The following is a 12595-nucleotide window of genomic DNA, read 5'->3' on the forward strand; positions in this document are numbered from 1 at the left end:
GATGCGCTTTCTTCGCCTGCTGTTCATCGTTCTGCTTGCTATCGTTCTGGTGGCAGTTGCCCTTGCCAACCGGGAAATGGTTACGCTGAACGCGTTCCCCGCCAATCTGGGCGCATTCCTGGGCGTTAAATCCTCGATCGAATTGCCGCTGTTCCTGGTGATTTTCGTTGCTGTGGCCTTTGGCATGCTTGCCGGTCTGGTGTGGGAATATCTGCGCGAAGCCAGCATCCGACGCGAGGTCCGCAACCGCAGCGCCCAGGTCAGCAGGCTGGAAAACGAAGTCGACAATCTGCGCGACCGTCACGCCAATCCGCGCGACGAGGTTCTTGCGATCGTGGACCGGCCGAAGGAAGGCGGAACATCTCAGTCGTCCCGTCCGGCCCTGTCGGCTGCCTCGCCGGCAACCGGCACGACCCTGCCAGCGGCAAGATAGCTTCAGATGGCACAGGTCAAGATATGCGGCCTGCGCGAGCAGGCTCATGTGACCGTCGCGCTTGATGCGGGCGCGCGATATCTTGGGTTTGTCTTTTTCCCCAAATCTCCGCGCGCCGTTTCGGCCGCGCAAGCGGCGGAACTGGCCTCTCGGATACCTGCCGGGATCGCGCGTGTCGGGCTGTTCGTGAATCCTGATGACGCATTGCTTCAGGCCGTGCTGAGCGAGGTTCCGCTTGATCTGATCCAGCTTCATGGCGACGAGTCTCCGCAGCGCGTGGCCGAGGTCAAATCGCGATTCGGCCTGCCGGTGATGAAAGCGGTCGGGATCGCGACACCCGATGATATGCCGGCGCTGACCGATTACGGTCTGGTGGCGGATATGCTGCTGGTTGATGCCAAGCCGGCCGCGGATGCGATTTTGCCGGGCGGGAACGGGCTGGCTTTTGATTGGCGCCTGCTGGCTGGTCGCCGCTGGCTGAAACCCTGGATGCTGGCCGGCGGCCTTACGCCCGGGAACGTTGCCGAAGCGGTCCGCCTGACCAACGCGCCCTGCGTTGACGTATCCTCCGGCGTCGAATCGGCGCGCGGGCAGAAGGATGCCGGGTTGATCCGCGATTTTATCGCCGCTGCAGAAGGGTGATGTCATGGTCCAGTTTCGTCTCGCCCGGCGCGAAGATGTGCCGGAAGTTGTTGCGCTGCTGGCGGATGACATGCTTGGCCGCGGCCGCGAAATTGCCGGGCCTGCAAGCTATCTTGCCGCATTCGACGCCATGCAGGACGAGGGGAGCAATCACCTGATCGTAGGTGAGGATGATGGCCGGATCGTTGCCTGCTATCAGTTGACGTTCATCTCGGGCCTGTCGCTTTCCGCCGCTCGCCGTGCCCAGATCGAGGCTGTGCGGGTGGCCGCCTCCTGCCGTGGCCGGAAGATCGGCGAGGCTATGATCGAGGATGCCGAACAGCGCGCGCAAGCCGCAGGCTGCACGCTCCTTCAGTTCACCACGAATAAAAGCCGCAACGACGCGCATCGTTTCTATGACCGCATGGGCTTCACGGCCAGCCATATCGGTTATAAGAAATCCCTCTAGAGCTTCTTCTTTGTCCAAATACCTCTTCAACCGCGAAGGCGCACCCAATGCCCGATGATCTGGTGAACAGCTTCAAAAACGGACCCGATGAACAGGGCCGCTTCGGTATCTATGGCGGGCGTTTCGTCAGCGAGACGCTGATGCCGCTGATCCTCGATCTCGAAGCGGAATATGGGCGTGCCAAGACGGATCCGGCATTCTGGGCTGAGATGGACGATCTCTGGACTCATTACGTGGGCCGCCCCTCACCACTTTATTTCGCCGAACGCCTGACCGCGCGTCTGGGTGGTGCGAAAATCTATCTGAAACGCGATGAGCTGAACCATACGGGTGCGCATAAGATCAACAACGTGCTGGGCCAGATCCTGCTGGCGCGGCGCATGGGCAAGACCCGGATCATCGCCGAGACCGGAGCCGGTCAGCACGGCGTGGCGACGGCGACGGTCTGCGCGCGTTTCGGCTTGAAATGCGTGGTCTATATGGGCGCTCATGACGTCGAACGTCAGGCGCCGAACGTGTTCCGCATGCGTCTTTTGGGGGCCGAGGTCGTGCCGGTGACATCGGGGCGCGGCACGCTGAAGGATGCCATGAACGACGCGCTGCGCGACTGGGTCACGAATGTGCGCGACACCTTCTATTGCATCGGTACGGTTGCCGGGCCGCATCCCTATCCGGCGATGGTCCGCGATTTCCAGTCGATCATCGGCAAGGAAGCGCGCGAGCAGATTCTGTCCCGCGAAGGCAGGCTGCCCGACACGATCATTGCCGCGATCGGCGGCGGCTCGAATGCCATGGGACTGTTCTTTCCTTTTCTCGATGACAAAAGCGTCGGTATCATCGGGGTTGAGGCTGGCGGCAAGGGCGTCGATGACCGGATGGAGCATTGCGCCTCGTTGTCGGGCGGCCGGGCCGGTGTGCTGCATGGCAACCGCACCTATCTGCTGCAGGATGAAGACGGGCAGATCCTTGAAGGATATTCGATCAGTGCGGGGCTGGATTATCCCGGCATCGGACCCGAACACGCCTGGCTCAAGGATGTGGGGCGCGCCGAATATGTCAGCATCACCGACAAGGAGGCGCTTGAGGCGTTTCAGTTCTGCTGTGAAAACGAGGGCATCATTCCGGCGCTCGAACCCTGTCACGCGCTGGCACATGTGATGAAAATCGCTCCCGATTTACCCGCCGATCATCTGATCGTCATGAATATGTGCGGGCGCGGCGACAAGGATATCTTTACGGTCGCCAAACATCTGGGCTTTGATATCCAGACCTGATCTTGTTTCGATAATTCCCTTGTCAAGATGTTGATATAAATAATTTTATTAAACAATATTGCCATTGATCGATGGGCGGCATGTTATGCGGGGCAAGCCCTGAAGTTCCATGAACGAACGCCGGCGGTTTTACCCGCCGGCGCACAAGAGGATTGTTCATCGGTGGGGTTTTCAGGCACCGCCGGAACTGTCGCCCGAATCCGAGCCACCGTCCGAGTCTGATCCTCCGCCCGAATCCGATCCGCCGTCTGAACCCGATCCACCGTCTGAATCGGAACCGTCTCCCGAATCGGAACTATCACCGGAACCGCTGTCACTGCCATCCGAGGAATCTCCCGAATCCGCCCCATCATCCGAGGAACCATCATCGCCGCCGGTATCTGCCGAACCATCGTCAGAAGCGCCGTCGTCTGGACCGCCGTCATCTCCCGTACCGTCGGATGCTCCGTCATCCGGCGTACCATCATCGGGGCTGCCATCGTCAGCGGTGCCGTCGTCGCCATCTTCGCCGGGGTCGGCCGGATCCGTGGCATCGGCGGTCGGGGTTCCCGAACTGCCGCTTCCCGATTCATCGACCGTCGTCGGATTCAGTTCCTGCCCGTCGACCGACACCAGAGTGCCATTCGAGACGTTGTAGACCAGTTCCACCGGCTGTCCGTCGCGCATGGCGGTAACCGTCATGATCGCGGCTTTGCGCAGAATATGAATATCTGTGAACCCCTGTGAGATCAGGGTATCGATAACGGCATCGTTATTATCCAGTTGTTCTGGAATAGGGAAATCGCTGTCGCGAACCGCGCCGGCATTGGGCTCGGAGGTTTTGGCGGCCTCGGGGACGATTGCCTCGTTATCCGTGGAACCTTGTGCGAGTGCAGTGCTGCCCAGCAGGACAGTCAGAACAGCGGCCTTCCCGGCCGTAGTGATAAGCCATTTGGTATCGTTAAGCATCTGTTGCCTCCATTCTTGGCTTCGGCAACACAACGCAGCGATGCGCCAGAGGTTCATACCTTTGGCTATCGATCGTCCGATAAGCGTAAATCCGCCAGAGCCGGCAAAGCCTGTCCGGCACGCCTTTGGCGGCTTAGCGGCGCAGCAGGATCAGATCCATCCGCGATTCCAGATAAGGGTCGGGGAACAGGATTCGCGCGTGATCTGACGAGGTCATTTCGACCACCCCGATTTCCGGCATGAGTTGTGGGGTCGTTTGCGTATCGACCTGTTCCGGCAAGTCGGCATAGGGAACAGGAGTTTCGCCACTGACAAAGCCGGTTCCCAGATATACCAGCCTTTCGCCATCGAGATGCAGTTCCCCCCGGGTACGCTGCGATCCGGTCAGTTTTTCGAATTCCCCATTCTCGGACACGAGGCAGCGGAATTCCTGATAAACCACCAGCGGCAGGTTCTTTCCGAGTTTGATGGTTCTGCAGGACCATTCGCCAGGCAGGGCGGCCAAAGCATCTTCGGGTGAGAGCGGGTCCCCCGCAAGTGCCCTGGTCAATTCCGCGACATCCTCGGGCGCGCCACCCGCAAAGGCCTGTCGCAAGGCGGCCCCGGTGCTTGCATCCAGTTCCTGCAGCCGTCTGGCGTCATCCGCACGGATTTCGGTCATATCCGCCAGATGGGGCTGATCCGCCGCAGCTTCCCGAACTGCGCCAGGCAGAACGGTCAGGCTGCATAGAAATGTGACGATTATCGCGTTAAGTCCGGGTATCGAGGGCATGATTTTGCAGGAGCTCAAGGGGGACAATTTCCGTAGCACGGGCATGGGTTGCCTCCAGCACCACTTTCGGGGCGGCAAATTCCTGTGCCGCTTGCAGAAACCGGGCGGCGCAAAGGCACCAGCGATCCCCGGGTTTCAGGCCGGGAAAATGAAATTCCGGACGCGGCGTGCTGAGATCGTTTCCCAGATATTTCGACAATGCGAGAAATTCGGCGTTGACGATCACGCAGACCGTGTGACTGCCACGATCTTCTGCGCCGGTATTGCAGCAGCCGTCGCGGTAAAACCCGGTCATCGGACTGGTCGAGCAGGGCTGCAATGCTTCGCCCAGGACATTCAACGATGGCTCCATCGGCGCCTCTCTTTCTATGTCAGGTTAGCCCGGACCATATCCAGCGCCAAGCCCCGATGGTTCACAAGGCCTCATGACCGCGGGCAGGATCATTTGAAGCGATCCGCCAGCGCTCGTAGACGATCGGCAAAGCCAAGCGGTTCTTCAGCTTTCCGGGGCGGATCGGGTTTGGCGGGGGCGACGCGGGGTGGTTCTGTTTCGACCGGCTTTCCGGCATTCCGTGCGGGGGCTACCCTGTTGGCAACTGCGTTCTGAAACCGCCCGCCATCGCCAGCAGCCAATGCCGCCGCGCCCTCGGAAATGCCCCGTAAAAGATCGTCCAACCAGTCCTGATCGGCTTTGGAGAAATCCGACAGCACATATTGCGCCACCCGATCCTTGTGTCCCGGGTGTCCGATCCCCAGCCGGACCCGATGATATTCCGGGCCGATATGCTGATGGATCGAGCGCAGGCCGTTGTGACCGGCATGGCCTCCGCCCTGTTTGAGGCGGCATTTCCCAGGAGCCAGATCCAACTCGTCATGCAGGACGATGATATCTTCGGGTGTCAGCTTCAGATAACGCATCGCCTCGCCGACCGACTGGCCCGACAGATTCATGAAGGTCTGCGGTTTCAGCAGCAGAACCCTGTCATCGCCAAGGCGACCCTCGGCCGTCTGCCCCTGAAACCGCGATTTCCACGGCGCCAGCCCGTGATCCCCCGCGATGCGATCCACGGCCATAAAGCCGATATTGTGACGGTTATCCCGGTATTTCGCGCCCGGATTTCCCAGGCCCACGATCAGTTTCATGCTCGTCTCCTGCCGTGCGGTCCAAAGATGTCACGGCCGATTTTCGTTCAATCCCTTGCGGCGGACCTTGCCCGTTACTAAGACTCTGTCAACCTTTCGCGGCTAAGACGGGGTGGAATACCCGGTCGAATCGTGGGAAATGGGGCTATCAGGCAAGGAACAACGATGAGCGATCCGGCAGAATTCTACATGAACACCCTCGTTCCCATGGTGGTGGAGCAGACGTCCCGCGGGGAACGGGCCTATGATATCTTTTCGCGCTTGCTGAAGGAACGAATCATTTTCGTGTCCGGACCGGTGCATGACGGGATGTCCACGCTGATCTGCGCGCAGCTTCTGTTCCTTGAGGCTGAAAATCCGTCCAAGGATATCAGCATGTATATCAACAGCCCCGGTGGCGTGGTGACCTCGGGCCTGTCGATCTATGACACCATGCAATATATCCGCCCCCGCGTCTCGACGCTGGTCGTGGGGCAGGCGGCCTCGATGGGATCGCTGTTGCTGGCCGCCGGAGAGTCGGGGCTGCGCTATTCGCTGCCCAACAGCCGGATCATGGTGCATCAGCCCTCGGGCGGCTATCAGGGGCAGGCGACCGATATCCTGATTCACGCGCGGGAAACCGAGAAGCTGAAGCGCCGTCTGAATGAAATCTATGTGAAGCATACCGGAAAATCGCTCGAAGACGTCGAAGAAGCATTGGAACGTGACCGTTTCATGGCTCCGGAAGAGGCCCGGGACTGGGGCCTGATCGATGAAGTTCTGGAACCACGCGGCAAAGCCGAGGCCGAGAAGAAATAAGGCTGGGGGGGATTGTGACGGAAGCGCGTCACCCCTAACATGTGGGAAAAGCGTTGTGTCGCGGCCGATGGGTCGGGATGGCGGATTTGAATGGCGATGATCGGAATTGGTTCGGCATCGCCAGCCGCGTCGGGAGGGCGTTGGCTATATTGAAGGAATTGGACGATGGCTAACCAGTCCGGCTCAGACAGCAAGAACACGCTTTACTGCAGCTTTTGCGGTAAAAGCCAGCATGAGGTTCGCAAGCTGATTGCAGGACCGACAGTGTTCATCTGCGATGAATGCGTCGAGCTTTGCATGGACATTATCCGCGAGGAAACCAAGTCGACCGGGCTGAAATCCGATAATGGCGTGCCGACACCCAAGGAAATCTGCCAGGTTCTGGACGATTATGTCATCGGTCAGGAACATGCGAAGCGTGTCCTGTCTGTCGCGGTGCATAACCATTATAAACGGCTGAATAACGGCGCAAAATCCGATATCGAACTGGCGAAGTCGAATATCCTGCTGATTGGTCCTACGGGATGCGGCAAAACGCTGCTGGCGCAGACGCTGGCACGCATTCTTGACGTGCCGTTCACCATGGCCGATGCGACGACGCTGACCGAGGCGGGATATGTCGGCGAGGATGTCGAGAATATTATCCTTAAGCTGTTGCAGGCCAGCGAATACAATGTTGAGCGCGCGCAGTCCGGAATCGTCTACATCGACGAGGTCGACAAGATCACGCGCAAATCCGACAATCCGTCGATTACCCGAGATGTGTCGGGCGAAGGGGTGCAGCAGGCGCTTCTGAAGATCATGGAGGGGACTGTCGCCTCGGTGCCTCCGCAGGGCGGCCGCAAGCACCCGCAACAGGAATTCCTGCAGGTGGATACGACGAATATCCTGTTCATCTGCGGTGGCGCATTTGCCGGGCTTGATCGGATCATCTCGCAGCGCAACAAGGGCAGCGCCATGGGCTTTGGCGCCGAGGTCAAGGAAAACGACGACCGCGGCGTGGGTGAGCTGTTCAAGGATCTGGAACCTGAAGACCTGCTGAAATTCGGACTTATCCCGGAATTCGTCGGTCGTCTGCCGGTGATCGCGACCTTGACCGATCTGGACGAGGAAGCCCTGATCATCATCCTGACCAAGCCCAAGAACGCTTTGGTCAAGCAGTATCAACGGCTGTTCGATCTTGAAAACGTGCAGCTGACATTTACCGACGACGCCCTGAGCGCGATCGCGAAGCGCGCGATCAAGCGCAAGACCGGCGCGCGAGGATTGCGTTCGATCATGGAAGATATTCTTCTGGATACCATGTTCGACTTGCCCGGCATGGATAGCGTTTCAGAGGTCGTGGTGAATGAGGACGCGGTCGAGAATGCATCGGCCAAGCCTTTGCTGATTCATGCCGAAAACAAGAAAGAGAGTGCCTCGGCCGGATGAGCGGGGTGCTTGGGCATCGGGGGTTGTCTGCCCCCGGCCCGGCCTTTGATCGGACTCCCCCGAGGATATTTGAGTGAAGAAAGAAGGCCGGACCGCTGATTATACGGTGCGGGGACTGGATCTTCGCGGTGAGTTCCGCCATATCATTGACGAACCCGAGTTATGAGGTCTGCGCCCATGTCGTTTCTGCTTCGTGCCCTGACCTGGTGGAACAGCCAGACGATCAATACCCAGTTCTGGACCTGGCGTAACGGAACCAAGGTGGGTGAGGATAGCGAAGGCAATTTGTTCTATCAGAACAGGGATGGCAGCCGTCGTTGGGTGATCTTTAACGGTGAATCCCAGGCAAGCCGGGTCAGCCCCGAATGGCATGGCTGGCTGCATCACACATGGGCCGAGCCGCCGACCGAGGCGCCTTTGCCACATAAGCCCTGGGAACAGCCGCATCTGGCGAATATGACCGGGACCGAGGAAGCCTATTATCCGGAAGGGTCGCTTCAGCGTCCCGAGCCGGTGGCGCGCCGCGATTACGATGCCTGGCAGCCAGAATAGATGTCTGTCAGACGGCTGACACGGGCTGCTGCGGCACTGGCGGTATATGGCTTTGCCGCCTTGCCGCTTCTGGCGCAGGAGATCGTGGAATCGGATCAGGATACCCCTCCGCCTGTGATACGGGAGAGGGTCGCGCGTGCGGATACCGCCTTGCTGCGCGGCTTGGACAAGGTATCGGGTCGGACAACCGATCTGACGGTCGGCGTAGGTGAGGCGGTCCGGCTGGGGCGGCTGGAGATACGGTTGGGTGAATGCCGTTACCCTGCCGATGATCCGAGTTCTGATGCTTATGCGCAACTTACCATCACCGATCAGTCGGAAAATGTGACGCGGTTCAGCGGCTGGATGATCGCCTCTTCCCCGGCGCTTTCGGCGCTTGACGATGCGCGCTATGATGTCTGGGTGATTTCTTGCCAGATTTGATTGGAATCCGGTAAAGAATAGGCCCTAAAATCCGCCTCTGATCTTAGGGCATTGGCGAGCTGCTGGCGATAGGCCAGGCGTGGAATCTCGCGGCCGCCCATTCGCTCCAGATGCGGTGTCAGGAATTGCGTGTCGAATAGCGTAAAACCGCATCGGGCAAGATGGCACGATGTCCAAAGCAGCGCCATTTTCGATCCGTTGGTTCTGGTTGAAACCATCGATTCGCCAAAGAATGCCGAACCCAGGGTGACGCCGAAGATGCCGCCCGCAAACTGATTTTCGTAACGAATTTCAATGGCATGAGCGTGGTCCGCCTGATGCAGATCGCGATAGAGATGGCGCAGCGGCGTGTTGATCCATGTTTCGCGCCGATCGGCGCAGGCTGCGACGACCCGGTCGAAATCCGTGTCGAGATGCGCGGACCATCCTCCGCGCCGCAAATCGCGCAGCAGTGAGCGGGAAGCATGAATCTTGCCCACAGGCAGGACGCCCCGCACCGGTGGGTCGAACCAATGCAGATGCGGATCATCGGCACGTTCCGCCATCGGGAAGACGCCCTGCGCGTAGCCGGACAGCAATTGCGCGGGCGTCAGCACCGGGGTTCAGCCGAAATTCTGGTCCAGCCAGCGTTCCAGCCAGTGAATCGAGTAATTGCCCGTCTGGATATCCGGCTCTTGCAGCAACGCGCGGAACAGCGGCACAGTGGTATCGACGCCATCCACGATCAATTCGCCAAGGGCGCGATCAAGCCGTGCCAAAGCCTCGCGCCGGTCGCGGCCGTGTACGATCAGCTTTCCGATCAGGCTGTCGTAATAGGGCGGGATCGAATAGCCCTGATACAGCGCCGAATCCATCCGAACGCCCAGGCCCCCCGGCGCATGAAACTGGCTGATCCTGCCGGGGCAGGGGGTGAAACCCGGTACCTTCTCGGCATTGATGCGGACCTCGATGGAATGGCCGCGGATCGACAGGTTTTCCTGCTGAAATTCCATCTCTTCGCCTGCCGCGACCAGGATTTGCTGGCGAACCAGATCGACGCCGAAAATCGCCTCGGTCACGGGATGTTCGACCTGAAGACGAGTGTTCATCTCGATGAAATAGAATTCGTCATCCTCGAACAGGAATTCGATCGTGCCTGCACCCGCATAGCCGATCTTGGCCACTGCATCCGCGCAGATCGTGCCGATCCGGGCGCGTTGTTCGGCGGTGATGGCGGGGCCAGGGGCTTCTTCCAGAACCTTCTGGTGTCGGCGTTGCAGCGAACAATCGCGTTCGCCCAGATGCACAGCGCGCCCCTTGCCGTCGCCAAAGACCTGAATTTCGATATGGCGCGGTTTTTGCAGGTATTTCTCGATATAGACATCTGGATTGCCGAAAGCCGCCTTGGCTTCGGCTCTTGCGGTGCGGAACGCAACCTCCAGCCCATTCTCGTCCAGCGCGACCTTCATGCCGCGCCCGCCGCCGCCTGCCGTGGCCTTGATGATGACCGGATAGCCGATCTCGGCGGCGACGCGCTTGGCGTCATCCACATCGGCCACGCCGCCCTCGCTGCCCGGAACGCAGGGCACGCCAAGCGCCTTCATCGTTTCCTTGGCGGTGATCTTGTCGCCCATGATCCGGATATGTTCGGCCCGGGGGCCGATGAAGGTGATGCCGTGATCCTCCAGCATCTGCACGAAACCGGCATTCTCGGACAGGAAACCGTAACCGGGATGGATTGCCTGCGCCCCGGTAATCTCGCAGGCCGAGATGATGGCGGGCATCGACAGATAGCTGGCCGAGGATGGAGCCGGACCGATACAGACCGATTCGTCGGCCATACGGACATGCATGGCATCCTCATCGGCAGTGGAATGGACCGCGACCGAGGCAATGCCCATCTCGCGGCAGGCGCGGATCACGCGAAGGGCGATCTCGCCGCGATTGGCGATCAGGAGCTTGTCGAACATGCCTGCCTCACTCGACAACCATCAGGGGCGCGCCGAACTCGACCGGGCTGCCATCATCGACCAATATCCGTTTCACAGTTCCGGCGCGCGGGGCGGGAATGTGATTCATGGTTTTCATTGCCTCGACGATCAGAAGCGTGTCGCCTTCCTCAACCTGCTGACCGATCTGAACGAATGCCGCTGCGCCGGGTTCCGGTGCAAGATAGGCAGTGCCGACCATGGGCGAGGTCACCGCCCCGGGCAGATCGGCGGGATCGTCGCCACTGGTCTGTGCCGGTATGGTTGCGGTGGGCGCAGGGGCCGAAGGAGCAGGGGCTGCATGGACCGGCGCAGCCTGTACCGTGACTTGCTTGCCATGTTTGGACAGACTGACGGTAAGCCGGTCATGTTCGCCATATTCGCGTTTGACCGATAGTTCGGCCAGATCCCGTGCATTCAGCAGTTCGGCCAGCGACTGGATAAAGGCCACGTCGCCATCGTGATGCTTGCCGTCGTTTGAATCGTTGCTCATGCCGTCCTCTGTAATATGTTTGCGTCATCCCGAAGGGCGCTTGAATTGGGCCGCTTATAGCCTTCATGTCCGCCCAAGGGGAAGAGTTTCCGTCAAATCGTCAAGTTTCCGCCGCCTTGCAGAGATGATCTGCCAATTCCGTAATCCTGTGGGGCCGGCCCAAGCTTAACGCGACAGCAACGGTCCCGGATCATTTTGTCCCACGCGACGCCTTTTCTTCCAGCCCCGACTGTCCTTCGCGCCGTTCCAGTTCCGCCTCGACATCCGCCAGCGTCAGGTCGCGCGAAGCGAGCATCACCATCAGGTGATAGATCACATCCGCGGCTTCCGAGGTCAGCCGTCCGCGGTTGCCCTTGATGGCTTCGATGATCGCCTCAATGGCTTCTTCGCCGAATTTCTCGGCGCATTTCTCGGGGCCGCTGGCCAGTAGTTTCGCGGTCCAGCTGCTGCCGGGATCGGCAGTTTTTCGGGCAGCGATCGTTGCGGCAAGACGGTCGAGCGGGCGGGTCATGTCAACCTCATCGGGATACCAGCGGCGGCCATATGGGCCTTGGCCTCGGCAATCGTATAGGTGCCGAAATGAAAAATCGAGGCGGCCAGAACGGCGCTTGCATGGCCTTCGGTGACGCCTTCGACCAGATGATCCAGCGTGCCGACCCCACCCGAAGCGATGACCGGGATATTCACTGCATCCGCGATGGCCCGGGTCAGGGGCAGGTTGAAGCCCGAACGGGTTCCGTCGCGATCCATGCTGGTCAGCAGGATCTCTCCCGCGCCTTTCGCCTCGACTTTACGGGCAAATTCAACGGCGTTGATGCCGGTAGGCTTGCGGCCGCCATGGGTGAAGATCTCCCATCGGCCCGGCGCGACGGTCTTGGCGTCGATGGCGGTGACGATGCATTGGCTGCCGAAACGGTCGGCGGATTCGGCGACGACATCGGGGTTGGCGACGGCGGCGGAGTTGAAGCTGACCTTGTCCGCGCCGGCCAGCAGCAGGTCGCGCACATCACCCGAGCTGCGAACGCCGCCGCCGACGGTCAGCGGAACAAAGCACTGTTCTGCCGTTCGGGTGACAAGATCGAACATGGTGCCGCGGTTTTCATGCGTGGCATGAATGTCCAGAAAGCAGATCTCGTCTGCTCCGGCGGCATCATAGGCGCGCGCCGCCTCGACCGGATCCCCGGCATCCCGCAGATCGACGAAATTCACGCCCTTCACCACGCGCCCGTCGGCAACATCGAGACAGGGGATGATCCGGGTCTTGAGCATCG

17 protein-coding genes are annotated in these 12595 nt (G+C 60.0%); 8 read left to right on the plus strand and 9 right to left on the minus strand.

Features of this window, described 5'->3' with window-relative positions:
* Position 1: 1 nt before the first annotated feature.
* From Q0601_RS10075 to trpB, 4 genes are read left to right on the plus strand one after another with little or no spacing between them, the layout of a single operon-like run.
* Positions 2–433: a LapA family protein gene (locus tag Q0601_RS10075; RefSeq protein WP_305289690.1), complete on the plus strand. Its 432-nt coding sequence runs from the start codon at positions 2–4 to the stop codon at positions 431–433.
* A 6-nt stretch (positions 434–439) separates the two neighbouring features.
* The gene (locus Q0601_RS10080) at positions 440–1075 is read left to right on the plus strand and encodes a phosphoribosylanthranilate isomerase (RefSeq protein WP_305289691.1); all 636 of its coding nucleotides are present in this window, start codon (positions 440–442) and stop codon (positions 1073–1075) included.
* A 4-nt stretch (positions 1076–1079) separates the two neighbouring features.
* A complete protein-coding gene (locus Q0601_RS10085; RefSeq protein WP_305289692.1) occupies positions 1080–1523 on the plus strand; it encodes a GNAT family N-acetyltransferase in 444 nt (147 codons plus the stop codon).
* 47 nt (positions 1524–1570) lie between these two features.
* Entirely contained in the window at positions 1571–2797 is a 1227-nt protein-coding gene (trpB, locus tag Q0601_RS10090; protein ID WP_305289693.1) for a tryptophan synthase subunit beta, read from the plus strand.
* Positions 2798–2968: 171 nt separating this feature from the next.
* Here trpB and Q0601_RS10095 read toward each other — a convergent pair whose 3' ends face one another.
* The 4 genes from Q0601_RS10095 to pth all read right to left on the minus strand — a co-directional run bounded on the left by Q0601_RS10095 (position 2969) and on the right by pth (position 5660).
* On the minus strand, positions 2969–3745 hold the full coding sequence (locus Q0601_RS10095) for a hypothetical protein (RefSeq protein WP_305289694.1): 777 nt from the start codon (positions 3743–3745) through the stop codon (positions 2969–2971).
* Positions 3746–3878: 133 nt separating this feature from the next.
* Positions 3879–4517 (minus strand): DUF4893 domain-containing protein, encoded by a 639-nt coding sequence (locus Q0601_RS10100; protein WP_305289695.1) that lies wholly within the window; start codon positions 4515–4517, stop codon positions 3879–3881.
* The gene (locus Q0601_RS10105; RefSeq protein WP_305289696.1) at positions 4495–4869 is read right to left on the minus strand and encodes a DUF2237 family protein; all 375 of its coding nucleotides are present in this window, start codon (positions 4867–4869) and stop codon (positions 4495–4497) included. Before Q0601_RS10105 ends, Q0601_RS10100 begins: the two co-directional genes overlap by 23 nt.
* A gap of 89 nt (positions 4870–4958) precedes the next feature.
* Entirely contained in the window at positions 4959–5660 is a 702-nt protein-coding gene (gene pth, locus Q0601_RS10110) for an aminoacyl-tRNA hydrolase (RefSeq protein ID WP_305289697.1), read from the minus strand.
* Positions 5661–5825: 165 nt separating this feature from the next.
* Between pth and Q0601_RS10115 the strand changes: the two genes are divergently transcribed.
* The 4 genes from Q0601_RS10115 (at position 5826) to Q0601_RS10130 (ending at position 8864) form a co-directional block, all read left to right on the plus strand.
* A complete protein-coding gene (locus Q0601_RS10115; protein ID WP_305289698.1) occupies positions 5826–6458 on the plus strand; it encodes an ATP-dependent Clp protease proteolytic subunit in 633 nt (210 codons plus the stop codon).
* A 165-nt stretch (positions 6459–6623) separates the two neighbouring features.
* Complete coding sequence (gene clpX / locus Q0601_RS10120) at positions 6624–7889, plus strand: ATP-dependent Clp protease ATP-binding subunit ClpX (protein WP_119748788.1); 1266 nt, start codon at positions 6624–6626, stop codon at positions 7887–7889.
* 177 nt (positions 7890–8066) lie between these two features.
* Entirely contained in the window at positions 8067–8441 is a 375-nt protein-coding gene (locus tag Q0601_RS10125) for an NADH:ubiquinone oxidoreductase subunit NDUFA12 (protein WP_305289699.1), read from the plus strand.
* A complete protein-coding gene (locus Q0601_RS10130) occupies positions 8442–8864 on the plus strand; it encodes a DUF2155 domain-containing protein (protein WP_305289700.1) in 423 nt (140 codons plus the stop codon).
* Here the strand turns inward: Q0601_RS10130 and aat are convergent.
* The 5 genes from aat to hisF all read right to left on the minus strand — a co-directional run bounded on the left by aat (position 8831) and on the right by hisF (position 12593).
* Positions 8831–9460 carry a leucyl/phenylalanyl-tRNA--protein transferase gene (gene aat, locus Q0601_RS10135; protein WP_305289701.1) on the minus strand — a complete coding sequence of 210 codons (630 nt, stop codon included), beginning with the start codon at positions 9458–9460 and terminating at the stop codon, positions 8831–8833. The genes Q0601_RS10130 and aat overlap by 34 nt on opposite strands.
* 6 nt (positions 9461–9466) lie before the next feature.
* A complete protein-coding gene (gene accC, locus Q0601_RS10140) occupies positions 9467–10813 on the minus strand; it encodes an acetyl-CoA carboxylase biotin carboxylase subunit (protein ID WP_305289702.1) in 1347 nt (448 codons plus the stop codon).
* A gap of 7 nt (positions 10814–10820) precedes the next feature.
* The gene (gene accB, locus Q0601_RS10145) at positions 10821–11324 is read right to left on the minus strand and encodes an acetyl-CoA carboxylase biotin carboxyl carrier protein (RefSeq protein ID WP_305289703.1); all 504 of its coding nucleotides are present in this window, start codon (positions 11322–11324) and stop codon (positions 10821–10823) included.
* Positions 11325–11514: 190 nt separating this feature from the next.
* Positions 11515–11835 (minus strand): phosphoribosyl-ATP diphosphatase, encoded by a 321-nt coding sequence (locus tag Q0601_RS10150; protein ID WP_305289704.1) that lies wholly within the window; start codon positions 11833–11835, stop codon positions 11515–11517.
* Entirely contained in the window at positions 11832–12593 is a 762-nt protein-coding gene (gene hisF, locus Q0601_RS10155; protein WP_305289705.1) for an imidazole glycerol phosphate synthase subunit HisF, read from the minus strand. Before hisF ends, Q0601_RS10150 begins: the two co-directional genes overlap by 4 nt.
* Between the last annotated feature and the right edge of the window lie 2 nt (positions 12594–12595).

Source organism: Paracoccus wurundjeri (assembly GCF_030678915.1).
GTDB classification, from domain to species: Bacteria; Pseudomonadota; Alphaproteobacteria; order Rhodobacterales; family Rhodobacteraceae; genus Paracoccus; species Paracoccus onubensis_A.